Source organism: Microbacterium sp. SCPM-O-B-15248 (M128) (genome assembly GCF_058214835.1).
Map to the genome: position 1 here is coordinate 191,961 of NZ_JBYQLI010000004.1, position 22,870 is coordinate 214,830.

The 22,870-nt window shown below is 72.0% G+C and carries 21 protein-coding genes; all 21 read left to right on the top strand.

Translation table 11 applies throughout. The annotated features are described in order from the left end of the window. Nucleotides 1-193: 193 nt before the first annotated feature. The 21 genes from AC3E6M_RS09250 to AC3E6M_RS09350 all read left to right on the top strand — a co-directional run bounded on the left by AC3E6M_RS09250 (nt 194) and on the right by AC3E6M_RS09350 (nt 22,867). Complete coding sequence (locus AC3E6M_RS09250) at nt 194-1,219, top strand: LacI family DNA-binding transcriptional regulator (RefSeq protein WP_138178159.1); 1,026 nt, start codon at nt 194-196, stop codon at nt 1,217-1,219. A gap of 40 nt (nt 1,220-1,259) precedes the next feature. Then, nucleotides 1,260-2,543, top strand: coding sequence for an extracellular solute-binding protein (locus AC3E6M_RS09255; protein ID WP_490529714.1), 1,284 nt, complete (start codon nt 1,260-1,262; stop codon nt 2,541-2,543). Between the two features lies 1 nt (nt 2,544). Further along, the gene (locus AC3E6M_RS09260) at nt 2,545-3,519 is read left to right on the top strand and encodes a carbohydrate ABC transporter permease (protein WP_138178155.1); all 975 of its coding nucleotides are present in this window, start codon (nt 2,545-2,547) and stop codon (nt 3,517-3,519) included. Further along, nucleotides 3,516-4,343 (top strand): carbohydrate ABC transporter permease, encoded by an 828-nt coding sequence (locus tag AC3E6M_RS09265; protein ID WP_138178153.1) that lies wholly within the window; start codon nt 3,516-3,518, stop codon nt 4,341-4,343. Before AC3E6M_RS09260 ends, AC3E6M_RS09265 begins: the two co-directional genes overlap by 4 nt. 2 nt (nt 4,344-4,345) lie before the next feature. Continuing rightward, complete coding sequence (locus tag AC3E6M_RS09270) at nt 4,346-5,413, top strand: glycoside hydrolase family 130 protein (protein WP_138178151.1); 1,068 nt, start codon at nt 4,346-4,348, stop codon at nt 5,411-5,413. Nucleotides 5,414-5,558: 145 nt separating this feature from the next. Beyond that, on the top strand, nt 5,559-7,586 hold the full coding sequence (locus AC3E6M_RS09275; protein ID WP_138176532.1) for a hypothetical protein: 2,028 nt from the start codon (nt 5,559-5,561) through the stop codon (nt 7,584-7,586). Between the two features lie 222 nt (nt 7,587-7,808). Beyond that, a complete protein-coding gene (locus tag AC3E6M_RS09280; RefSeq protein ID WP_138176507.1) occupies nt 7,809-9,335 on the top strand; it encodes a DNA-3-methyladenine glycosylase 2 family protein in 1,527 nt (508 codons plus the stop codon). Nucleotides 9,336-9,340: 5 nt separating this feature from the next. Beyond that, nucleotides 9,341-9,838, top strand: coding sequence for a methylated-DNA--[protein]-cysteine S-methyltransferase (locus tag AC3E6M_RS09285; protein ID WP_138176534.1), 498 nt, complete (start codon nt 9,341-9,343; stop codon nt 9,836-9,838). A 305-nt stretch (nt 9,839-10,143) separates the two neighbouring features. Further along, nucleotides 10,144-12,033: an ABC transporter ATP-binding protein gene (locus AC3E6M_RS09290; protein WP_138176509.1), complete on the top strand. Its 1,890-nt coding sequence runs from the start codon at nt 10,144-10,146 to the stop codon at nt 12,031-12,033. Continuing rightward, nucleotides 12,030-13,847, top strand: coding sequence for an ABC transporter ATP-binding protein (locus AC3E6M_RS09295; protein ID WP_138176511.1), 1,818 nt, complete (start codon nt 12,030-12,032; stop codon nt 13,845-13,847). The genes AC3E6M_RS09290 and AC3E6M_RS09295 overlap by 4 nt, the downstream gene beginning before the upstream one ends. Before the next feature lie 231 nt (nt 13,848-14,078). Further along, nucleotides 14,079-15,095 (top strand): daptide biosynthesis RiPP recognition protein, encoded by a 1,017-nt coding sequence (gene mpaB, locus AC3E6M_RS09300; protein WP_138176513.1) that lies wholly within the window; start codon nt 14,079-14,081, stop codon nt 15,093-15,095. Next, nucleotides 15,092-16,393, top strand: coding sequence for a daptide-type RiPP biosynthesis aminotransferase (gene mpaD, locus AC3E6M_RS09305; protein WP_138176515.1), 1,302 nt, complete (start codon nt 15,092-15,094; stop codon nt 16,391-16,393). Before mpaB ends, mpaD begins: the two co-directional genes overlap by 4 nt. After that, a complete protein-coding gene (locus AC3E6M_RS09310; protein ID WP_138176517.1) occupies nt 16,390-17,592 on the top strand; it encodes an iron-containing alcohol dehydrogenase in 1,203 nt (400 codons plus the stop codon). Before mpaD ends, AC3E6M_RS09310 begins: the two co-directional genes overlap by 4 nt. A gap of 5 nt (nt 17,593-17,597) precedes the next feature. Beyond that, nucleotides 17,598-17,735 (top strand): MpaA1 family daptide-type RiPP, encoded by a 138-nt coding sequence (gene mpaA1 / locus AC3E6M_RS09315; RefSeq protein ID WP_171024342.1) that lies wholly within the window; start codon nt 17,598-17,600, stop codon nt 17,733-17,735. 39 nt (nt 17,736-17,774) lie between these two features. Then, nucleotides 17,775-17,903, top strand: coding sequence for an MpaA2 family daptide-type RiPP (mpaA2, locus tag AC3E6M_RS09320; RefSeq protein ID WP_289508589.1), 129 nt, complete (start codon nt 17,775-17,777; stop codon nt 17,901-17,903). Nucleotides 17,904-17,965: 62 nt separating this feature from the next. Beyond that, nucleotides 17,966-18,088, top strand: a complete 123-nt coding sequence (gene mpaA3 / locus AC3E6M_RS09325; RefSeq protein ID WP_289508590.1) for an MpaA3 family daptide-type RiPP — start codon at nt 17,966-17,968, stop codon at nt 18,086-18,088. An 80-nt stretch (nt 18,089-18,168) separates the two neighbouring features. Further along, entirely contained in the window at nt 18,169-18,990 is an 822-nt protein-coding gene (mpaM, locus tag AC3E6M_RS09330) for a daptide-type RiPP biosynthesis methyltransferase (protein WP_138176519.1), read from the top strand. Continuing rightward, a complete protein-coding gene (gene mpaP / locus AC3E6M_RS09335) occupies nt 18,980-20,659 on the top strand; it encodes a daptide biosynthesis intramembrane metalloprotease (RefSeq protein WP_138176521.1) in 1,680 nt (559 codons plus the stop codon). Before mpaM ends, mpaP begins: the two co-directional genes overlap by 11 nt. Beyond that, the gene (locus AC3E6M_RS09340; RefSeq protein WP_138176523.1) at nt 20,656-21,372 is read left to right on the top strand and encodes an ABC transporter ATP-binding protein; all 717 of its coding nucleotides are present in this window, start codon (nt 20,656-20,658) and stop codon (nt 21,370-21,372) included. Before mpaP ends, AC3E6M_RS09340 begins: the two co-directional genes overlap by 4 nt. Continuing rightward, nucleotides 21,369-22,097 carry an ABC transporter permease gene (locus tag AC3E6M_RS09345; RefSeq protein ID WP_138176525.1) on the top strand — a complete coding sequence of 243 codons (729 nt, stop codon included), beginning with the start codon at nt 21,369-21,371 and terminating at the stop codon, nt 22,095-22,097. Before AC3E6M_RS09340 ends, AC3E6M_RS09345 begins: the two co-directional genes overlap by 4 nt. A 38-nt stretch (nt 22,098-22,135) precedes the next feature. After that, nucleotides 22,136-22,867 (top strand): hypothetical protein, encoded by a 732-nt coding sequence (locus AC3E6M_RS09350; protein WP_490529717.1) that lies wholly within the window; start codon nt 22,136-22,138, stop codon nt 22,865-22,867. The last annotated feature ends 3 nt before the right edge of the window (nt 22,868-22,870 follow it).

Consider the following 22,870-nt stretch of genomic DNA (forward strand, 5'->3'; position numbering starts at 1 on the left):
GACGACATGGGGGAGGGGTTGCGGGGCGTCCCCGCCGGGGCCCCAAACCCAGAAGGCTCGTCGTGGCCCCGGGGCCACCTACGGCGCCCCGGGGCCACGGAGTGCCCGTCGAGGGTTGACGGCGTCCCTGAACCGGTTTAGGCTCGACCCACTGAACCGGTTTAGATCGCCGGATGCCACGACGAGGTGAAGCATGACGAACGAGACGCGACCCACGATCGCCGATGTCGCGCGGCGCGCCGGGGTCAGCAAGGGGCTGGTGTCCTTCGCGCTGAACGGTCGCGCGGGCGTCTCGCCCGACACTCGCGCGCGCATCCTCTCCGTCGCTGCCGAGATGGGATGGAGCCCGAGCCTCCGAGCCCGCTCGCTGAGCGTGGGACGTGCGTTCGCGTGCGGCCTCGTCATCGGCCGCAGCCCCGACGTGATCGCCGCCGACCCCTTCTTCCCGTCGTTCATCGCGGGCGTCGAGGACGAGTTCTCGGTGTCCGGCCAAGTGCTGGTGCTCGCGGCCGCCACCCCCGGCCGCCATGAAGAGCAGACCTACCGCGGACTCGCCGCGGACCGTCGCGTCGACGGCGTCATCCTCTCCGACCTGCGTGCCGACGACCCCCGCATCGCCCTCGTCGCGAGCCTCGGTATCGCCGCCGTGACCCTTGGTGTGCCCGATGTCGACAGTCCCTTCACCTCGGTGTCGGTGGACGACGGCGCGGGGATCCGTCTCGCGGTCGACCACCTCGCCGACCTCGGGCACACCGAGATCGCCCACGTCGCCGGGCCCTCCGCCATGCTGCACGGCCGTCACCGCGCAGCGGCGTTCGAAGCCGCGGCGCGGGCGCGTGGCATCCGGGCCCGTGTCGTCGAGACGGACTTCAGCGCCGCCGACGGGGCGCGGGCCACCACGGCCCTGCTCGATGCCGAGGTCCCGCCGACGGCGATCGTCTACTCGAACGACAACATGGCTGTCGCGGGGCTCGGCACGGCGCAGCGCCGCGGCCTGTCGGTGCCCCGCGACCTCTCGATCACCGGGTTCGACGACACCGAACTCGGCCGGCACCTGTTCCCCGCCCTCACGAGCGTCTCCACCGACGCTCGCGGCTGGGGGAGCGCGGCCGCGCGAGCGCTGCTGCAGGCCATCGGCGGGGCGGAGCCCGAAGCGCTCGTCCTCGCCGACCCGGTCCTGTGCGTGCGCGACTCCACGGCACCGCCGACACGAAGCTGACACCCCGCGGGCCCCCGCCCGCCCCCACAAGGAGGAAGACATGCGACGACGCATTCTCGCCACAGCAGTAGCCGCCACCGGCATCCTCGCCCTCTCCGCGTGCAGCGGAGGCGGCGGTGGTGCCTCGGGAATGGATGCCAAGGGCCCGATCACGATCTGGTATTCCAACAACGCCGCAGAGATCGCGTGGGGCCAGCAGATGGTCGAGGCCTGGAACGCCGACCACCCCGACGAGCAGATCACGGCGCAGGAGATCCCCGCGGGGTCCTCCAGCGAAGAGGTCATCGGTGCGGCGATCACCGCGGGCAACGCCCCGTGTCTGGTGTTCAACACCTCGCCCGCGGCCGTGCCCGGCTTCCAGCGCCAAGGCGGCCTCGTGAACTTGTCGGACTTCCCCGACGGCGAGCAGTACATCACCGAGCGCAGCGGCGACCTCGCCGACCAGTACCGCTCGGACGACGGCGGCTTCTACCAGCTGCCGTGGAAGAGCAACCCGGTGATGATCTTCTACAACAAGGACCTGTTCGCGAAGGCCGGTCTCGACCCCGAGAAGCCGCAGCTGTCGACGTACGACGAGTTCCTCGCGACCTCGCAGAAGCTGAAGGCCGCGGGCGTCTCGGACTACGCCATCAACCCGGCGCCCACGAGCGAGTTCTTCCAGTCGTGGTTCGACTTCTACCCGCTGTACGCCGCGCAGACCGGGGGCAAGCAGCTCGTCGAGGACGGCAAGGCCACCTTCAACGACGCCGACGGTGAGGCCGTCGCGAACTTCTGGCGCACGATCTACACCGACAAGCTCGCCGGCAACGAGCAGTACCAGGGCGACGCGTTCGCCGACGGCAAGGCCGCGATGGCCATCGTCGGACCGTGGGCCGTGTCGGTCTACAAGGACAAGGTCAACTGGGGCGCCGTGCCCGTGCCGACAGAGAAGGGCACCGCGGCCGACCAGACGTGGACCTTCAGCGACGCGAAGAACGTCGGTCTCTTCACCGCGTGCCAGAACAAGGGCACCGCCTGGGAGGTGCTGAAGTTCGCCACCAGCCAGGAGCAGGACGGGAAGTGGCTCGAAGAGACCGGTCAGATGCCGCTCCGCACCGACCTGACCACCACGTACGCCGACTACTTCAGCGCCAACCCGGCATACCAGCAGTTCGGTGACCAGGCCGCGCGCACCGTCGAGGTGCCCAACGTCACCAGCTCGGTCGAGATCTGGCAGGCGTTCCGCGACGAGTACTCCAAGTCGGTCATCTTCGGCGAAGAGGACGTGAACACCTTCCTCTCCAACGCCCAGACGCAGATCGACCAGCTCGCGGCGGGGAAGTGACATGACCGCCGATCTCACCCGCACGCCCGGTCGGACCGGGGGCGACCCCGGCCGGTCCGGTCGTGCGGGTGGAGTGGGGGATGCCGGGAAGAAGCGGCGCCGCCTCCTCGGGGCGCAGCCGCTCGGCATCCTGTTCTCCGCTCCGTACCTGATCTTCATCGGGGTCGTCTTCGCCTACCCGATCGTGTTCGCGGTGTGGATGTCGTTCCACGACTACTTCTTCACCGCCCCGGGCGCGAACGTCGACCGGCCGTTCGTCGGCCTCGACAACTACGTCACGGCGCTGAGCGACCCGGCCGTCTGGCGGTCGTTCGGCAACGTCGGGATCTTCCTGCTCATCAACGTCCCGTTGACGGTCGTGCTGTCGATCGTGCTGGCCACGGCGCTGGACCGGGTGGTGCGAGCCCGCGCGTTCTTCCGCGTCGCGTTCTACGTGCCCTACGTCACGGCATCCGTCGCCGTCGTCGCGGTGTGGCTGTTCCTGTTCTCGAACTCGGGGCTGATCAACAACGCGCTCGGCCCGCTCGCGCCGAGCCCGTCGTGGCTGGTCAACTCGGCGCTGGCGATGCCGACGATCGCGCTGTTCGTGACGTGGAAGGGGCTCGGGTTCTACATCCTGCTGTACCTCGCGGCGCTCCAGAACGTGCAGCACGAGCTGTACGAATCGGTCGCGGTGGACGGCGGCGGACGCCTCCGGCAGTTCTTCTCGGTGACCGTGCCGGGCGTGCGTCCGGCGACGTTCCTCGTGGTGCTGCTGGCCACGATCACCGGCGCGAACCTCTTCACCGAACCGTACCTGCTCACCAACGGCGGCGGCCCCAACGGGGCGTCGACATCGCCCGTGCTCCTCATCTACCAGAAGGGCATCGAGCAGCAGAACCCCGACGTGGCCGCGGCCATCGGGGTGGTGCTGATCATCTTCGTGCTGATCATCGCGGCGCTCCAGCGCCGGTTCGTGGGGAGGGAGGAATCATGAGGACGAGAGTCGTGACCTACGGCGTGCTGACGCTCGGCGCCCTGGCGTTCCTGTTCCCCTTCTACTACATGGTCGTCGGCTCGCTACAGACGAACCCCGACACCTCGATCGCGGGGGCTTTCCCGCACCCGTCGAACCTGACGCTCGAGAACTACACGGCGATCGACGGGCGCATCAACCTGCTGAAGGGCCTCGTGAACTCGGGGATCTTCACCGGGGGCGTGATCCTCGGCACCGTCGTGTTCGGGGTGCTCGCCGGGTACGCGCTCGCGGTGCTGAAGTGGCGCGGCCGGTCGGCGACCTTCGCGCTCGTGCTGCTGGTGCAGGTGATCCCGTTCCAGCTGCTGATGATCCCGCTGTACGTCATGATCGCCCGCGACTACGGCCTGAGCGACAGCTACCTCGGCATGATCCTGCCGTTCTTCATCAACTCCACGGCCGTCGTCATCTTCCGGCAGTACTTCCTGCAGCTCCCCAAGGAACTGTTCGACGCCGCCCGCATCGACGGGGCGAACGAGTTCCGGCTGCTGTGGAGCGTCGCGCTGCCGCTCGTGCGTCCGGCGCTGCTGACCGCGGTGCTGCTGACCTTCATCGGTCCGTGGAACGAGTTCCTGTGGCCCTTCCTCATCACGAAGGATGCCGCCATGCAGCCGCTCGCGGTGTCGCTGGCGAACTTCATCTCCACCATCGCGGCATCCACGACCAACCCCTTCGGCGCGATGATGGCCGGCGCCGTCGTGCTCGCCGCCCCCGCGGTGGCGCTGTTCCTGATCTTCCAGCGCTACTTCACCTCCAACGACCTCGGATCCGGAGTGAAAGGATGACAATGACCCCCGCATCCCCCGTCCCTTACCGCCTCACACGCCTCGGTGTGGTGATGACCCCCGAACCCGGGAACACCGACGAAGCGGAGGGCGTGCTCAACCCGGCCTCGGGTCGCGGCCCGGACGGCGAGCTGTACCTGCTGCCGCGCCTGGTCGCCGAGGGCAACGTGTCGCGCGTGGGCCTCGCCCGCGTCGTCGTCGAGGACGGTGTGCCCGTCGCCGTCGAACGCGAGGGCGTGGTGCTCCAGCCCGACCGCGGCTGGGAGCGCGGCGCCGACAACGCCGGAACCGAAGACCCGCGCACGACATGGGTCGAGGCGCTCGGCCTGCACGTCATGACCTACGTCGCCTACGGGCCGTTGGGTCCGCGGACCGCGATCGCGGTGTCGGACGACCTGCGCGACTGGCGGCGGCTCGGACCCGTGCTGTTCCGCTACCAGGACGACCTCGACATGGACCTCAACCTGTTCCACAACAAGGACACCGTGTTCTTCCCCGAGCCGGTGACCGCGCCCGACGGCACCGAGGCCTTCGCGGTGCTCCACCGCCCGATGTGGGACCTCGGCGAGACCAAGCCCGGTCAGGGCGTGCGGCTGCCGGCCGGCATCGAGGATGCGCGGCAGTCCATCTGGATCAGCTACGTGCCCGTGGCATCCGTTCGGGAAGACCTGTCGAACCTCGCGCTGTGGGAGCAGCACCGGTTCGTCGCGGGGCCGGAGTTCCCGTTCGAAGAGGTCAAGATCGGGGGCGGTCCGCCGCCGCTGCGCATCCCGGAGGGGTGGCTCGTGCTGCACCACGGCGTGACCGGCGTGATCGACAGCGCGTTCTCGCAGCAGCAGAAGGTCAACTATGCCGCCGGTGCCCTCATCCTGGATGCCGACGACCCCAGCCGCGTGATCGCGCGCACGCCCGAGCCGCTCCTGGCTCCCGAGACCGACGACGAGCGCAGCGGAATCGTGCCCAACGTCGTCTTCCCGACCGCGATCGAGGAGATCGACGGCCGACACTTCGTGTTCTACGGCATGGCGGACTCGAAGATCGGCGTCGCCCTGCTCGAACGCACTGACTGAAGCCCCGCGTCGCGTCCGACGCCGGGAGGCTCGGGCGCGGCGCGGTCACAACTCCTGCAGGATCGCCGCCGCATCCGCCGTTCGGCGGCCCCGAGGTGGTTCTGCAGGAGTTGTGCCCCCACCCCCCCCACGGAAGGATCCCCCCATGAACGCACGATGGAGTGCGCGCGGCCTCGCCCTGCTCGGCGCGGTCGCCCTCGCGGTGCCGTTGACGGCGGCGGCCTCGGCTCCGGCTCCGGCCACCGCCGCGGCACCGGCCGCGATGACCGAGGCACCGGCCACCGCCGCGGCGCCGCTGACCAACCTCGACCACCTCGACTTCCTGCTCGGCGAGCCCACCCCGCCCGCCGACGTCGCCGGCCACACCACCTACCGTCTCGCCGAAGAGCCCACGCTCCTCGCGCCGTGGACCTACGCCGACGCGCGCGACGGCGGCACGTTCGAACGCGTCGGCGGCGGCCCGCTCGACCCCGCGACCGGCGACTGGGGGCAGGGCGCGTACAACGCCGACGACACCACCCGCGCCGCCGTGGTCTACCTCCGCCACTGGCAGCAGACGGGCGACGACGGCAGCCGGCACAAGGCGTACGAGCTGCTGCGCACGGTCGCCTACCACCAGACGACCGAGGGACCGGATGCCGGGAACGTCGTGCTGTGGATGCAACCCGACGGCGACCTGAACCCCTCGGCAGAGCCGATCGAACTGCCCGACCCCTCGGACTCCGGCCCCAGCTACTGGCTTGCTCGCACCGTGTGGGCGCTCGGCGAGGGGTACGCGGCGTTCGTCGACGACGACCCCGACTTCGCTGCATTCTTGAAGGAACGTCTCGCCCTGTCGCGTGGTGCGATCGAGCGCGACGTTCTCTCGCGCTACGGCCAGTACGTCGAGTCCGATGGCAAGAGAGTTCCCGCGTGGCTCATCGTCGACGGGGCGGATGCCTCGGCCGAGGCCGTCCTCGGACTGACCGCCGCCGTCCGGGCCGGGGACGACTCCTCGACCACCGCGGCGCGTCAGCTCGCCGAGGGCGTGGCCGCTATGGCATCCGGATCCTCCCGCGAGTGGCCCTACGGCGCGGTGCTGCCGTGGGCGCAGTCGCCGGCCATGTGGCACGCGTGGGGTTCGCAGATGCCCGCGGCGCTCGCCGTGGCCGCCGACGTGCTGGATGACCCCGCCCTGGCAGATCCCGCGATCGCCGACGCGACGGGGTTCACGACGACCCTGCTCACGGCCGGTGGGCCCGACAACGGCTGGTTCCCGAGCCCCACCGACCGGGTCCAGATCGCATATGGCGCCGACTCGCGGGTGCAGTCGCTCGTCGCTCTCGCCGACACGACAGGCTCGTCGGCGTTCGCCGAACTGGCCGGGATGCAGGCTGCGTGGTTCTTCGGCGCCAACCACGCCGGCGCACAGATGTACGACCCCGCGACGGGCGTGACCTTCGACGGTCTGCAGCCCGACGGCACGGTCAACCGCAACAGCGGGGCCGAGTCGACGATGCACGGCCTGCTCACCGCACTCGCGCTCGACGCCCACCCCGACATCGCCGCACGGGCGACGGCGCTGACGTCGGTCGCGGACCGCGTCGGACTGTCGTTCGTCGAAGCCGAGGATGCCACGGCCACCGATGGCACGGTGTCGACGCCGGCGTCGTGGACGGGGGAGTCCAGTTGGTCGGGCGATGCCCTCACCCTGCGCCCGGGGCAGAGCGCCACGTGGGACATCGGTCCCTCGGACTCCCGTCGCTGGGTCGAACCGGTCGTGTTCTCGCAGCCGGGGGAGACGTCTCTCTCGCGCTGGCGCGGGAACGGCGCGCTGAAGGCCACCGGTCCCGCCCAGGGCATTTCGCCCACGGCGGGAGCTCTGCTGCCGCACGCCCTGCGGGTGCCGGTCCCGGAACGGCGCCGCACGGTCGACGTCACCGCGCTGCGCGGCGACCTCGTGCTCGACGGGCTGATCGTTCGGCCGTGGGTGTCGCGCCTGGTGCTGGCGGGCGGTGACAGTCGTAGCGAGCTCGTGCACTCCAGCGCCCCGTCCGCGCAGCGGACGACCGTCTCGGGCGGCGGAACGGTGCGGGTGTACGACGCCCGCGGAGCGCTGCTGCGCACGATCGCGTTCGACGACGAGACGACGGTGGTGCTGCCCGCGGGCGGCTTCGCGATCGCCGAGCGCTGAGCCCCGCGGCCGCGGGCTCGCGCGAGCCGGGTTCGGGGCGCGATTCTCCGTTCGGGGCGGGGGATTCCGCGCCCCGAACGGAAGAACGCGCCCCGAATCGGGGTCGGCTGCGGCTCAGCGGCTGGCGTGCACGGCGCGAACCGGCGTGGGGCGCACCGCGCCGGCATCCTCGTGTCCGATTTCCGCCGGACAGTGTCGGAGGTCGGTGGCAGGGTGGATGCCATGACGATCACCGCGACAGAGGCCCGGGGCTTCGACGAGCGTTACCGGGTGATCCAGTCGCGCGACCGCCGCTTCGACGGGCAGTTCGTGACCGCCGTGCGTTCGACGGGCATCTACTGCCGGCCCAGCTGCCCCGCGCGCACGCCGAAAGAGGCGAACGTGACGTTCTACGCCACGTCCGCGGCGGCGCACGAGGCCGGGTACCGCGCCTGCAAGAGGTGCCTTCCCGAGGCCGCCCCGGGGTCGCCGGCGTGGGACGTCCGCGGCGACGTCGCGGCGCGGGCGATGCGCCTCATCTCCGACGGCGTCGTCGACCGCGAGGGCGTTCCCGGACTCGCGCGGCGCCTGGGCTACTCGGCGCGTCACCTCGGTCGGCTGCTCACCGCCGAACTTGGTGCCGGACCGCTCGCCCTGGCCCGGGCGCAGCGCGCCCACACCGCTCGCGCGCTGCTGGTGGGCACCGACCTGTCGTCGACCGACGTGGCCTTCTCGTCGGGGTTCTCCAGCGTCCGGCAGTTCACCGAGACGATCGGCGAGGTGTTCGGCATGTCGCCCACCGCCCTCCGCGCACGTCGGACGCGGGCCGCCGGGGTGGTCCCGGTCGGCGAGATCGACCTGGCGCTGCCCGTCCGCGGGCCGATCGACACGGTCGGGCTGTTCGGCTGGATGCGGGCGCACGCCGTCCCCGGCGTCGAGATCGGCGGAGACACGTCGTTCGCCCGGGTCGTGCGGCTCCCGGGCGGACCGGCGTGGTTCGAGGTGCGTCGCGGCGCCGATTCGCGGCTGCGTCTGCGCGCCCGGCTGACCGCCCCCGCCGACCTCGGCACGCTCATCGCGCGCGTCCGCCGCCTGTTCGACCTCGACGCCGATCCGCTCGCGATCGACGAGGCACTGGTACGGCACCCCGAGCTCGCGCCCGCCGTCGCCGCGATCCCGGGCGTGCGGGTGCCCGGCGCCATGGATGCCGGGGAGATGCTGCTGCGGGCGATGATCGGTCAGCAGATCAGCGTCGCCTCGGCCCGCACGATGCAGGGCCGCCTCTCGGCCGAGCTGGGAGAGACCACCGAGATCGGTGGCTCGCCGATGACGCTGTTTCCTGAGCCCGCCGTGATCGCGGAAAGCGGCATCGACGTGCTGCGCGGGCCCGAGGCCCGTCGCCGGGCGATCGTCGCGACCGCCGCGGCACTCGCCGACGGCTCGCTCGCCCTGGGTCCCGGCGACGACGGCGCGGAACAGCGCGCCCGTCTCCTCGCGCTGCGGGGGATCGGCCCGTGGACCGCCGACTACGTGCGCATGCGCGTGCTGGGTGACCCCGACGTCCTGTTGCCGGGTGACGTCGCCGCGCGCGCGGGTGCCGCAGCCCTCGGCCTTCCGTCCGACGCCGCCGGATTCACGGCGTGGTCGGATCGGCTCGCTCCGTGGCGCAGCTACGCGATGGCGCACTACTGGTACGCCGCGCCCGTCACCCAGGCGTGGCGCGCGACCGACACAGTCCCGTCTCCCACCGAAAGCGAGCCCGCCCCGTGAGCACCGTGACCGCCGCGACCCTGCAGTTCCTCGACACCCCCGACGGCGCCTTCGCGATCCTCGCCGACGACGCCGACCGCGTGCTGGTCGCGGGCTGGACCGACGACAGGGATGCCATGCTCGCGCGCCTGCGACCCGCCCACCGCCCGGTGACCGTCGTCACGGGCGAGACCCGCGCCGCAGACGCCGTCCGCGCCTACTACGACGGCGACCTCGCCGCGATCGACGGCGTCGAGGTCGCGCAGTTCGGCACGCCCCTGCAGCAGCGGGGGTGGGCCGCCCTGCGCGGTATCCGTCCCGGGCAGCCGCTCACCTACACCGGGTTCGCGACCGCCCTGGGCTCTCCCACGGCGGTGCGGGCGGCGGCATCCATCTGCGCCCGGAACGCGCCCGCGCTGTTCGTGCCGTGCCACCGGGTTCTGCGCGGCGACGGGACGATGGGCGGGTTCGCGTGGGGCGTCGAGGTCAAGCGCCGGTTGCTCGAACGCGAAGCCGCGGGGTGACCCCTCGGGCATCGGAGCCCGCGGCAGCGGACGGCGCCCGTGCCCTCGGATCCAGTCTTGCCTCCAGGGATCCCTCAGGCATATCCTGAAAAGCTGCCGCGTCCCCCGGTGGCTGTGTACCGATCGAGGAGGATGCCATGGACCAGATCGACGCCCCCGTCGTGCGTGCCGCTTTCTCCGCCGTCGCCCGCCCGTAGCGCTCCGACCGCTCGCGCGTCGCACGCCCGGCGGACCTCCGCCGGTTCCCCCCTGGCATCCCCTTTCCCGCGCCCACTCCGGCGCGTCGCTTCGACCCCACGAGGATCATGACCACCGCACCGTCCCGCCCGCATCTCTCGACACCCCGCTCGCTCGCGCGGCTGCTTCCCATCGCCCGGCCCGTGCTCCCGCGCCTCGCACTCGGTGCCGTGAGCGCCTTGGGCGCGAGCGTCCTCGCCCTGGCGATCCCGCTCGTCCTCGAGCAATTGGTCGCCGGTCCCATCGGCTCGGGCGATCCCGGTCAGTTGGCCTGGGGCGCCCTCCTCATCCTCGGGCTGGGGCTGGCCGAGGCCGGCATGGTGTGGTTGCGCCGCTGGTTCGTGCTCGCCCCCGCGACCAAGGTCGAGTACGACCTCCGCCAATCGTTCTACTCGCGGCTGCAGCGTCTGCCCGTCGCCTTCCACGACCGGTGGCAGTCGGGGCAGTTGCTCTCGCGCATGATGCAGGACATCAGCATGCTGCGCCGTTGGCTGGCGTTCGGCCTGATCCTCCTGATCGTCAACGTCCTGACGATCCTCATCGGCGCCGTCCTGCTCTTCCGCTGGCACTGGCTCCTGGGCACGCTCTTCCTGATCGCGTCGGCGCCGCTGTGGTACGCCGGCTACCGCTTCGAGAAGCGCTACGGCGCGCTCGCCCGGCAGAGCCAGGACCAGGCGGGCGACCTGGCCACCTCGGTGGAAGAGAGCGTCCACGGCATCCGCGTCCTCAAGGCCTTCGGTCGTGGGAAGCACGCGCTGCAGAAGTTCACACGGCAGGCGGAGTCGCTGCGCGAGACCGAGCTCGGGAAGGCCCGTGCGATCGGGTGGATCTGGTTCTGGCTCGTGCTGCTGCCCGACATCGCGTTCGCGGTGTGCCTGGGGGCCGGCATCGTGCTGACCCAGCTCGGAGAGCTGCAGATCCCCGAGCTCGTGGCGTTCTTCGCCATGGCCACGGTGCTGCGGTGGCCGATGGAGTCGATCGGCTTCCTGTTCTCGTTCCTGCTGGACGCGCGCACCGCGACCGACCGCATCTTCGAGGTGTTCGACGAGCACAACACCATCGTCGACCCCGCAGAGCCCCGCACGATCGCCGCACCCCGCGGGGAACTCGTGCTCGAGGGGGTCCACTTCCGGTACCAGGATGCCGCGGATTCCGAGCCCGATCTGCTGGACGGGGTCGACCTGAGCCTGCGTCCGGGGGAGACGATGGCGCTCGTGGGGCTGACCGGTTCCGGGAAGACCACTCTCACCACGCTCCCCGGACGCCTGTACGACGTCACGGGCGGGCGCGTGCTGCTCGACGGCGTCGACGTCCGCGAGCTGCGTCTGTCCGAACTCCGTCGGCACGTCGGCATGGCGTTCGAGGACGCGACGCTGTTCTCGCAGACGGTGCGCGAGAACGTGCTGCTCGGCCGGGAAGAACTCCCGCCGGGGTCGCCCGAAGCCGAGGCCGTCCTGCGCGAGGCCCTCGGGGTGGCGCAAGCGCACTTCGTCCACGACCTGCCCGACGGGGTGGACACCGTCATCGGCGAAGAGGGGTTGAGCCTGTCCGGCGGTCAGCGGCAGCGTCTCGCTCTCGCCCGGGCGGTCGCGGCCCGGCCCGCGGTGCTCGTGCTCGACGACCCGTTGTCGGCTCTCGACGTTGACACCGAGGCCCTCGTCGAGGACGCGCTGCGTGAGGTGCTGAGCGAGACCACGGCCCTCGTCGTGGCGCACCGGCCCTCGACCGTGACGCTCGCCGACCGTGTCGCACTGCTGCAGGACGGGCGTATCGCCGCCGTCGGCACGCACTCGGATCTGCTGCGCGAGAGCGACGCGTACCGTCACGTCATCTCGAGCCTCGAAGAGGCCGAGGCCGAGCGCGAGGCGCAAACCGGGGCGATCCCGGTCATCCGATCCGACAGCGGCCGAACCGCCGCGGCCGATGACACCACCTCCGAGAAGGAGCCCACCCGATGAGCGCCACCACCGTCTCCGGGACCAGCGGCGAGGATCGCTCGGACTACACGCGTGACGAGAGTCGCGCGATCCGCCAACGATCCCTGCGTCTGCTGGGCTCGCTCGTGTCGCCGCTGCGCTGGCAGCTCGTGCTCGCCGCCGCCGTGCTCGTCGTCTCGACGGCGTTGCGCGTCGCCGGTCCGGCGCTGATCGCGTTCGGCATCGACAACGCCCTGCCCGCCGTCATCCAGAACAACGACTGGATGCCGACCATCCTCGTCGTCGCGATCTATCTCACGGCCGGCATCGGCGGCGCGGTGCTGATCGGCTGGTACGTCGTGGTCGCGGCGCGCCTCACGCAGGCCGTCATGCTCGACCTGCGAAAGCGCATCTTCCTGCACACCCAGCGCCTGAGCCTGGAGTTCCACGAGTCGTACACGTCGGGCCGCATCATCTCGCGCCAGACGAGCGACCTCGACACGATCCGCGAGCTGTTGGACGGGGGACTGAACGAGCTCGTCTCGGGCGTGCTGTACGGCCTGTTCACCCTCGTCGCGCTGTTCCTCATCGACTGGCAGTCCGGCCTCGTCCTCACCGTCATGGGCCTTCCGCTGTTCCTGCTGATGCGCTGGTTCTACGGGCGGTCGCAGGTGATCTACCGCGAGTCGCGGGTGGTCAGCGCGCAGGTGATCGTGAAGTTCGTCGAGAGCATGACCGGCATCCGCGCCGTGAAGGCCTTCCGCAAGGAGCCGCGCAACGACGAGGAGTTCGGCGAGCTCGCGGGCCAGTACCGCGACGTGAACATGCGCTCGATCCGCCTCTTCGGTACCTTCGAGCCGGCCCTGATGGCCGTGGCATCCGTCTCGGTGGCCCTCGTGCTCCTGTGGGGCGGCGGTCGCGTGATCGGCGGAGCGCTCGAGATCGGTGTGCTCGCGGCGGCCGTGCTGTACGTCCGCAACTTCTTCGCCCCGCTGCAAGAGGTCGCGTTCTTCCTCAACTCGTACCAGTCGGCCACGGCGGCGCTCGAGAAGGTCTCCGGCGTGCTCGAGGAGGAACCCACGGTCCCCGACCCGGTCGACCCCGTCGACCTGTGGAGCGCCCGCGGGCACGTTCGCTTCGACGAGGTCACGTTCGGGTACTCGGAGGAGCGCGTCATCCTGCCGCACTTCTCGCTCGACATCCCCGCGGGACAGACGATCGCCCTCGTCGGCACCACGGGCGCCGGCAAGACGACGCTCGCGAAGCTCATCTCGCGCTTCTACGACCCCACGAAGGGGGCCGTCACGCTTGACGACGTCGACCTGCGGCGGCTGCACCCCAAGGACCTGCGGCGCGCGATCGTCATGGTGACGCAGGAGGCGTACCTGTTCAGCGGGACCGTGGCCGACAACATCGCGCTGGGCAAGCCCGACGCGACGATGGACGAGATCCGTGCCGCTGCCCGGGCGGTGGGGGCCGAGGGGTTCATCGAGAAGCTGCCCGACGGCTACGACACCGACGTGAACAAGCGCGGCGGACGCGTGTCGGCGGGGCAGCGGCAGCTGATCTCGTTCGCTCGGGCCTTCCTCGCCGATCCCGCGGTGCTGATCCTCGACGAGGCGACGGCGTCGCTGGACATCCCCAGCGAGCGCCTCATCCAGGACGCGCTGCAGACGCTGCTGGCCGACCGCACGGCGATCATCATCGCCCACCGGCTGTCGACGGTCGCCATCGCCGACCGTGTGCTCGTGATGGAGCACGGTCGCATCATCGAGGATGACGCCCCGGACGCGCTCATCGCCGGGACCGGCAAGTTCGCGCAGCTGCACGCCTCGTGGCGGGAGTCGCTCGTCTGACGGATCGGAGGACGGATGCCACGGCCCCGGTGCCGTGGCATCCGTTCGCTTGTCGTGCCGAACCTGACGTGTTCGCGGCGCGGGGTGAGCGCCTCTTCCGGGTCGGGTGATTCGGCCCCCGCGTGCCTCGCCGCGTCTCGGCGGCATGTATACATTTCTTCTCGACCCCGTTTCGACGGAGGGTCCCCGCGCTCCGGAAGTGCGCGGGGCAGTGGCGAGGGGATGTATCCGGTGACCGGAGGGGCAGTCGATGCGCGCGATGCGCGCATGGTCGTGGAGTGGATCACGGGCCGGCACGAGTCGTTCCGGCAGGCGGTGTTCTGCGCTCCCGACGCGCCCACCGCTCCGGCAGCGGCAGCCCTCGGCCGCGATGACGTGTTGTTCGTCCCGGCCGACGCGCCCGTCGACACGGTGGCTCATGTCGTCCGCTACAGCGGTGCCTTCGATGAGGTCGGCGACACCCTGCACGTGGCCGGACACACCGTCGAACTCCAGCACTACGCGGCCGCCGCCTACGTCGAGCTCATCGGTCCCACCGCCGTCCGGTTCCTCGACGCCGACGGGTGGAGCGCTTTCCTCGACGACGCCGAGCTCGCCCGTGACGCGGGCGTCTTCACGGCGCCTCTGATCGACGGGCGGCTGCGTCTCGCCGATGCCGCCGTCCTCGACGCCCCCTTCGCCGAGGCGGCCCCGGTCTCGCTCCACGTGCACGGCGACGGCCGCGTGACCGCGGGGGCGCAGGGCGGCGTCGTCGGCCCCGTCGGCACGGCGCTGACGACGCCGGTGCCGCGGTGGACGGCTGTCGCGGGCATCACGGTGCCCGAGCGCGTGGCGGACGACCTCGCGACGCGGCCCTGGCTCGGGCGTTATCGGCACGCCGCCGAGGTGGTCGCGGCGCTGGGACTCGAGCCCGGGGCGGCGTCGATCGACGGATTCGGCTGGTCGGTGCTCGACACAGCCGGCAGGACGCAGCCCCATCCCGACGATCCGTTCCTCGTGACCACGCCCGCAGGACTCCTTCTCGTCGACGTGCGCACGCGTCGTCGACAGCGTGTTCCCGCGGCCACGGCGACGGTCGTGGCGGCGGTGCAGACCTCGCCCGACGTCGCCCGCGCGGCCGAGCGCGTCGCACACGACCTGGGCGTCTCCCTCGGCTCCGCGCGGCGACTCTGCGCCGAGGCGACAGACCTCCTCGGCGTGCGCACGGGCGTCCCGCTGCCCGGCGCTGTCGTCGGGGGAGGGGCATGAGCCCCGTCTGGCCGGCGCTCTCGCCCGCGGACACAGTCGTCGACGCCGGCCGGATCGCCGTGTCCGCATCCGGGCACCGCATCCGTTACGCCGACGGATCGGTCCGGCTGTGCGCAACGAGCGGCCTGTGGAACGTGCCCCTCGGGTATGGGCATGAGGGCATCGCCGAGGCGGTCGCGGCTGCCCTTCGCGACGCGTCCTACCTGTCGCTCTTCCGCGGCGTCCATCGTCCGGCGCAAGAGGCCGCCGATGCCCTGCTCGGTCTCGCCGGCCGCGACGCCTACGAGCGCGTGATCTTCTCCACCGCCGGAGGCGCAGCGAACGATGCCGCGATGAAGCTCGTCCGACAGCATCACCTCGAGCGGGGTGAGCGGGCGCGCACGCTCGTCGTGGGTCTGCGCGGCAGCTACCACGGCACGATGTACGGCAGCCACGCCCTGAGCGGCGACGCGCTCGGTCAGGGCGCGTACGCCCTCGACCGGCGTGCGGTGCGGCACGTCGACCACGCCGACGGCGGGGCGGAGCTGACGGCACTGCTGCGCCGCGAGGGAGCGCGGGTCGCCGCGGTGGTGATCGAGCCGCTCCTGGGCAGCGGTGCCCATCCGGTGGACCGGGCGTTCATCGACGCGGTGCTCGACCTCCGCGACGCGCACGGTTTCCTGCTCGTGGCCGACGAGGTCGCCACGGGGTTCGGGCGCACCGGAGCGCTGTTCGCCTCGGGAGAGTGGTCGCGCCCGCCCGATGTCCTGGTGCTCTCGAAGGCGCTGACCAACGGCGCACTCGGCGCCGCCGCGCTGCTGGTGGGCCCCCGCATCGTGGCCGGCTTCCGCGACCACGGCGCGACGTTCGTGCACGGGGAGACGCAGGCCGGCACACCGGCCGTCGCGGCCGCGATTCGCACCGTCGTCGAGGAGGTCCGCCGCACCGACGTGCGCGCCACCGTCGGCCGGCTGGGCGAGCGGCTGCGCGCGCTCGCCGACGGACTGGTGCGCGACGGGCTCGCGGTCGGGGTGCGCGGACGCGGAGCCTTCCTCGCCGTGGCCCTGGCCGACCACGGTGCGTCGCGACCGCCGGCCACATCGGCGTGGTCGTCCGTTTCGTCGGGAGCGACTCCGCGACTGCCCGCCGAACGCGTGGCAGACGTCGTCGCCGCGATCGGCGACGCGGGCGCGGTCGTGCATCCGGGGGTCGACGGCATCCAGCTCATCCCCGCGTACGGGTTCGACGACGGCGATCTCGCCGAGCTGGACACGGCGATCCGTGCGGGACTCTCGCGCGTGTCGGAGGGCGCCCCGTGACCGCAGCGATCCGGCGACGGCGGTCGACCCTCGTCGCGGGCTCGGCGATCACGCCGGCGGCCTGCGCCGCGATCACGTCAGGCCGCCGCGCGGCGGTCGTGGTCGACGAGCGGATCGCACACCTCGCGCAGGATCTCGAGTCCATCGACACGGTCATCGCGGTCGAACCCGCAGAACTGGATGCCACGGCGGTCGCCCACCTGAGCGAACGCGTGCGCGCCGCTCGGGCGGGGGTCGTCGTCGCGATCGGCGGCGGAACCACGATCGACGCGGTGAACGTCGCCGCGATCGGCGTCTCCGCTCCCCGAACGCTCGACTGGGCGCTCGCCCGCGCCGACGGCGCCCCGGTCGTGAGGATCCCCGAGGGGGATGCCGCGGGCATCGACGTCGTGGCCGTGCCGACGACCGTCGGTACATCGGCGGAGTCCAATGCGGTCGCGATCGTCCGCACGGCCGGAGGGCAGTGCCTCCTGCTCGGCGAGGTGCTGCGGCCGCGGTACGCCGTCCTGGACGACGTGAACTACCGCTCGCTCGATGCCCGCGACGTGCGGGCCGGCTGCCTCGAGGCCCTCCTGCGTCTCGCCGGCGCGAGCACCGCGGCCCGGGCACATCCGCGCGCGACGGCGCACGCGGTGACCCTGGCACGCGCCCTGGTCGGGCTCGGTCACGGCCCGCTCTCGGACGCCGCGCGCCTGCGGATCGCCCGATGCAGCGCGGCCACGCAGCGCAGCGCCGCGCTTCGCGGACGCGCGCCCTTCAGCCCCCGCCACTGGTACCTCGCCAACGAGGTGTCCTTCGTCGCCCGAACGACGAAGATGCGGGCGACGGCGTCGGTCGTCTCCCGCGTGTGGCAGCGCATCGAGGACGGCGACTCCCGCTGGGGATCGCTCGGGCCGCTGGAGGCGTTCTGGCGCGAGGTGGTCCGCGACACGCGGCTCCCGCTCGCTCCGGCGGCCGGCATCGACGCCCTCGTCGCGCGCTGGGGACTGCCGCTCGCGCCGCGCCCGAGCGAGGACGCCCTGGCGTCGATCGCCGGACGGGTGGAGCGGCGGTGGGCACGTCGGGGGCCGGCGCTCCGCGGGATCACGGCCCCCGACGTGCGTGACGTCCTCGATCGAGCGCGATGGGACCCGAACCCGTCCGCCGAGGCGTCACGCCTCCTGCCCCCGCTCGCCCCCGAGAGCAGAGGGAGGAGGTGATGACAATGACGTCTTCCACGCCTTCGCCGCAGCTGAGGTTCGACGAGCTCGACGCCCTCGAGACCCCCAGCTGGGAGAGCTTCTACAAGGGCGTCCTGGGCGGTCTGGCCGTGGTCGGCATCGGTGTCGCGATCGCCACGTGACGCTCAGCCGCTCGTCCGACACGACCCCGAGGAGGTGACATGCACATGACGCCCACGCTGGAGTTCGTCGAGCTCGACTCGATGGACGCCCCCGACGACGGATGGGACTGGTTCCGCGGCTTCAGCTACGGAGTGGCCCTGGGGTTCCTCGCCCTTTCCGCCACCTGAACCCGCTCACGGATGCCGCGCCCGCGGCATCCGGTCCTTGTCGGCACCCGAGGAGGTGACACATGACCAACGATCTCGCTCTGCGCTTCGACGAGCTCGACGAGCTCGACGCCCCGATGGAGTGGTGGGAGCACGCCAGCTACATCATCGCCATCGCCGCCGCGACGGTCGCCATCGCCACCTGATCGCCGCCGTCGAGGGGGAGACGCCCCGTACGTGTCCCCCTCGACGGTTCCGCAGCCCACCGCCCCCGGAACGAGGATCCATGACCGCTCCGCTCACCCTGTCCGTGCACCGACTCCTGGACGACGCCGGTCGTCGCGCCGAGCCCCGCGACGTGTACGCGGGCGACGGCGCGCGTTTCTACGACGAGCTCGTCGGTCCCGACAGGTCCGAGATCGGGGAGGTCCTCGCCGTGGCGCGTCGCAGCGGACCCGCGGTGCTCGACCTCGCGGCCGGAAGCGGCCGGGTCACGCTCCCGCTCCTGCGCGTCGGGAAGTCCGTCACCGCCCTCGACCTGTCGCCCTCCATGCTGCAGCGGCTGAGCGATGCTCTGCCGCCGGGTGCCCGCTGCGACCTCGTCGTCGCGGACATGCGCGCCTTCGACCTCGGCCGCGAGTTCGACCTCGTGGTGATCGCGGCCACCTCGATCACCCTGCTCGACCGCGACGATCGCCGGCGCCTGTTCCGCGCCGTCCGACGCCACCTCGCGCCGACCGGCACCCTGCTGCTGTCGGTCGCGGGGGATGAGGCACTGCGCGCTCTGCGCACATCGGGCGATCGCGAGATCTCGGTCGCATCCGGCGACCGCGTGACCCGCTACCTGCAGTCGCAGCAGGTCGAACCCGACGGTTCCCGCCGGGTGGTCAACTGGATGCCACTCCCGCTGCCCGCGCCCCCAGAGCCCGTGCCCGTGCTGACCACCCGTCTGCAGCTGCTCGATGCTGCGACCGTCGCGGCCGAGTTGGAGCAGAACGGATTCCGCCCGCCCGCGACGATCCCCGTGCGCAGCCCCGGGGTCGCCGACGGCGAGGGCATGCTCCTCCTGCGCACGGGGGTCGACCACGGAGGTGCCCATGACGCGTGAGGCGCGGACCCCCGAGGTCGCCGCGAGTCCGCGGGTGTCGGCATCCGTCCGTCTCGAACCCGGAGCAGACACGGACCGCTGGCTCGTCACGGTCGACGGCGTGCCGGTCTCGCGCGTGTCGACCCCGGTCGCGCAGACGCTGCGCGCGATGGACGGGTCGACCAGCGTCGACGAGCTGCGTCGACGCTTCGCCCCCGCGCACTCCGCGGCGGAGTTCGCCGACCTCCTGGACCGATTCCGGCGCGCCGGTCTGCTCCACGGATCCGAGCGGCGGACGGCCGGGCGTGTGACCTATCGCCCGCCGCTGACGATCCAGTTCGCGACCCTGCGCGCCCCCCAACTCTTCGCCGTGTTGCATCGCGTGCTTCGTCCGGCCCTGGTGGGGTGGATGCGGTGGCCGATCGCGGCGGTCATGCTCCTCGGCGGGATCGCGCTGGTCGTGCAGTCCGGCGAGGCGATGACGGCCCTCGCCTCTCCGCTTCCGCTGACCGACGTGCTCGTGGTCGCTCTCGTCCTGGTGTGCGCGACTTTCGCCCACGAGGTGGCGCACGGAGTGAGCCTCGCGCACGCGGGCGCACGGCCCCGCCGCGCCGGCGTGATGCTCCTGTACCTGGGTCCGGCGTTCTTCGTCGATGTCACGGATGCCTGGCGGCTGCCCTCCCGGGCGTCCCGTGTCGTGATCGCCCTCGCCGGCCCCGCGGTGCACGCCGTGCTCGCCGGAGCCGCGTCGCTGTGCGCGCTCGCGGCCGTTGACGCCGACACGCGCCGGACGCTGCTCCTGCTCGCGTGCGCGTGCGCGACCGTCGTCGTGGTCAACCTCGTGCCGTTCGTCCGGTTCGACGGCTACATCGCGCTGATGAGCGCGATCGACGAGCCGAACCTTCGCGCGCGCACGATGGCCGACGCCGGGGCGGCCGCCCGGCGGGTGCTCTTCGGCGCCGAGCGCGAACCGCGGGCACTGGCGCGGTGGTGGAGCGTGCCGTTCGGCGTGCTCAGCGTCCTCGTCCCCACCGCGCTGGTGTGGTTCGCCCTCGAGCGCGCCGTGGGTGCCCTGTCGGGGGCGGGCCCGGTGGGCGCACTCCTCGTCCTGGTGCTGCAGGTCGCGATCCTCCTCGCGGTCGGCGTTCCGGTGGTGCGGTGGCTCGCGGCCGGCGCACGCAAGGGGCGGGGGCGCGTGCGGTTCCTCCTGGTCGGGGCGACCCTCGTTGCCGCGATCATCGGGGCGGCCGGGGTGATCCCTGTCGCGGACGTGCGCTCCGCGGGCTTCGCCGTCGATGGTGCGCGCACGCTCCTGGTCGTGCCCGCCGACTCGGCCGCAACCGTCCCGCTCGACGACGGCACCCCGGTCGTGCTCTCCACCCGGGGCATCCTCGGCGACGCGCCCGTGGCCTCGGGGATCGCGCATCCGGAGCATCCGCGATCGCACGCGGCGCCGATCTCGGCTTTCGCCCCCGTGGAGGTCTCCGGTGTCGAGGTCGATGCCGTCGCCGTCGGAGTGATCGACCTGCCCGTCGACGCGGTGATCCCGGCGGGCGGACGCGCGGTCGTGCACCTCGGCACGCGCTCTCTGCTCTCGCACGTGTGGTCCACCCACGTGGCCGATCCCGTCTCGGCACTTCTCGCCTCGCTGTTCCCCTCGCTCGACGACCCTCAGGAAGACCGGACATGACCGACAACGCCATCGAGGTGCGCCACCTCACCAAGACCTACGGTTCGCGCACGGCCGTCGACGACGTCTCGTTCGCGGTGCGCCGCGGCAGCATCGTCGGGCTGCTCGGACCGAACGGGGCGGGCAAGTCCACGACGCTCCGCGCCGTCGTCGGTCTGTCCGCACCGACCGACGGAGCGGCCCTCATCGACGGTGTGCCTTTCGCTCGTCTCGCCCAGCCGTCGGCGCACGTCGGTGTGCAGATGGACGGATTCGGCTTCGAGGTCGGCATCACCGCCCGACGCCACCTCGAGATCGCGCGCCTCGCCGTCGGCGCGCCGCGTCGTCGCGTCGACGAGGTGCTCGACGAGGTCGGGCTCACGAACGATGCCCGCCGGCGGGTGAAGTCGTTCTCCACCGGGATGGTCCAGCGGCTCGGACTCGCCGCGGCGCTCATCGGCGCGCCTCGCACGCTGGTGCTCGACGAGCCCTCCAACGGCCTCGACCCCGACGGCATCCGTTGGCTGCGCCGGTACCTCCGCGCGTTCGCTGCGGACGGCGGCTCGGTCCTCGTCTCGAGTCACCAGCTCGCCGAGCTCGAGCACACGGTCGACGAAGTCGTCATCCTGAACCGGAAGGTGCTGTACTCCGGAGCGCTCGCCGATCTCGTACGCGGAGACGGCGACTCCCTCGAGGACCGCTACTTCGACCTCGTCGAAGGGACCCGGGCGTGATCGGGGCGATTCGGGCCGAGATCCTGCGCGCCCGCAGCGGGGCCAATACGCTGGCGGTCCTCCTGCTGGCGGGGTTCATCCCCGTCATCATCCTCACCAGCGACGACACCCTGGGCCGCATGACGAGCCTGGATGCCGCGCACGCGGCGCCGCTGCTCTTCGCTCCGGTGGCGTGGACGTTCGTCGTGGCGGCGTTCGCGGGCGCCTTCGGCGTCACCCGCGAGTTCTACTACGGATCGATGGGCAGATCCATCGTGCAGGTCGGATTCACGCGGGCGTTCCTCGGCAAGGGGGTCGCGGCGGTCGTCGTCGGCCTCGTGCTCACCGCCGGGCTGGTCGCGGTGTGGTGCGGCGTCGTGGCCGTTGTGCTGGCGGTGAACGGGCGGGCTTTCGCGGTGCCCGCGGCGGCGTTCTCGACGGTGCTCGGGGCGTTCCCGGCGGCGCTCCTCGGGGCGGTGATGGGCGCGTCGATCGGCTGGATCGTCGGCAACTACTACGTCGCGGCGGCGATCGTGCTGGCCGGTCCGATCGCCTTCGAACTCGCGCTGCTGGGCACCGCGCCCGATGTCGCGCGGTTCCTGCCGGGACTGTCGCTCGCGGCCCTGGCCTCGCCGCAGAACCACCCCGGTCTGCTCGCGCCGGGTGCCGGCCTGGCGGTGGCCCTGGCCTGGACCTTCGCCCTGACGGTGTGCGCATGGGTCGTCGGACGTCGGAGGTTCACGTGACCGGTGCCGCACTGCCCACCGCATCGTTTCCGGTGCGGATGGGGCGCGCACTCGCCGCGCAGGGCCGGAGCTTCGCGGCGGACCTGCCACTCGCCGGGGTCTGCGCGGCGGCGCTGGTGCTGTCGGCCTCGATCGCGGCCGGCATCCCCGGCGACGCCGCCGGCGCCCCCGACGACGCGAAGGCGCTGGTGGTGGGGCCGCTGTCGACCGTGATCGGTGTGTACGCCGCCGTGATGGCCGCGATCTACGGCTCGTTCCGCTACACGATCGACCGCCGCACGGGAGTCGTGGCGCAGCGTGCCACGCTGCAGCCTCGCCGCTGGGCCCTCACCGGGCGGGTCCCGTTCATCGCGCTCGGGGGCGCGCTCGTGGCCGCGACCGCGGTGCTCGGCGGGCGACTCGCGCTGGCACCCGCCTTCGGTCTCGTCGGGCTCGACGCCCCCGCCGTCCTCGCCGTCCTCGGCGTGGGAGGAGCCTCGGCCGTATGGGGACTCGGCGTGGGGCTCCTGGTCCAGGCGCATCTCCCGGCGTTGTTCGTCGCGCCGTTCTCGCTCAGTATCGCGTTGATGGGGGCGCCCCTGTGGCCCGACATCGTGGCCTGGTTGCCGCTCCCCGCGATGCTGCGCGCCGTCGGCCTCGACCTCGCCGCGCTGGGCATCGGTGATTCCGTCGGTCCGACGCCGGAGGTCGCGGTCGCGGTCGCTGCGGCCTGGGTCGCGGCTGTACTGACGGCGGGCGCGTGGTCGTTCGTGCGCCGCGATCTCCGCTGACGC

What these genes read in the sequence shown, in the direction of transcription:
- AC3E6M_RS09255 (WP_490529714.1), top strand. Translation starts at nt 1,260, where the DNA reads ATGCGACGACGCATTCTCGCCACAGCAGTAGCCGCCACCGGCATCCTC.
- mpaA3 (WP_289508590.1), top strand. Translation starts at nt 17,966, where the DNA reads ATGACCAACGATCTCGCTCTGCGCTTCGACGAGCTCGACGAGCTCGAC.
- mpaA1 (WP_171024342.1), top strand. Translation starts at nt 17,598, where the DNA reads ATGACGTCTTCCACGCCTTCGCCGCAGCTGAGGTTCGACGAGCTCGAC.
- AC3E6M_RS09275 (WP_138176532.1), top strand. Translation starts at nt 5,559, where the DNA reads ATGAACGCACGATGGAGTGCGCGCGGCCTCGCCCTGCTCGGCGCGGTC.
- mpaA2 (WP_289508589.1), top strand. Translation starts at nt 17,775, where the DNA reads ATGCACATGACGCCCACGCTGGAGTTCGTCGAGCTCGACTCGATGGAC.
- mpaM (WP_138176519.1), top strand. Translation starts at nt 18,169, where the DNA reads ATGACCGCTCCGCTCACCCTGTCCGTGCACCGACTCCTGGACGACGCC.
- AC3E6M_RS09250 (WP_138178159.1), top strand. Translation starts at nt 194, where the DNA reads ATGACGAACGAGACGCGACCCACGATCGCCGATGTCGCGCGGCGCGCC.
- AC3E6M_RS09295 (WP_138176511.1), top strand. Translation starts at nt 12,030, where the DNA reads ATGAGCGCCACCACCGTCTCCGGGACCAGCGGCGAGGATCGCTCGGAC.
- AC3E6M_RS09280 (WP_138176507.1), top strand. Translation starts at nt 7,809, where the DNA reads ATGACGATCACCGCGACAGAGGCCCGGGGCTTCGACGAGCGTTACCGG.
- mpaD (WP_138176515.1), top strand. Translation starts at nt 15,092, where the DNA reads ATGAGCCCCGTCTGGCCGGCGCTCTCGCCCGCGGACACAGTCGTCGAC.
- AC3E6M_RS09350 (WP_490529717.1), top strand. Translation starts at nt 22,136, where the DNA reads ATGGGGCGCGCACTCGCCGCGCAGGGCCGGAGCTTCGCGGCGGACCTG.
- AC3E6M_RS09260 (WP_138178155.1), top strand. Translation starts at nt 2,545, where the DNA reads ATGACCGCCGATCTCACCCGCACGCCCGGTCGGACCGGGGGCGACCCC.
- AC3E6M_RS09340 (WP_138176523.1), top strand. Translation starts at nt 20,656, where the DNA reads ATGACCGACAACGCCATCGAGGTGCGCCACCTCACCAAGACCTACGGT.
- AC3E6M_RS09265 (WP_138178153.1), top strand. Translation starts at nt 3,516, where the DNA reads ATGAGGACGAGAGTCGTGACCTACGGCGTGCTGACGCTCGGCGCCCTG.
- AC3E6M_RS09290 (WP_138176509.1), top strand. Translation starts at nt 10,144, where the DNA reads ATGACCACCGCACCGTCCCGCCCGCATCTCTCGACACCCCGCTCGCTC.
- mpaP (WP_138176521.1), top strand. Translation starts at nt 18,980, where the DNA reads ATGACGCGTGAGGCGCGGACCCCCGAGGTCGCCGCGAGTCCGCGGGTG.
- AC3E6M_RS09270 (WP_138178151.1), top strand. Translation starts at nt 4,346, where the DNA reads ATGACCCCCGCATCCCCCGTCCCTTACCGCCTCACACGCCTCGGTGTG.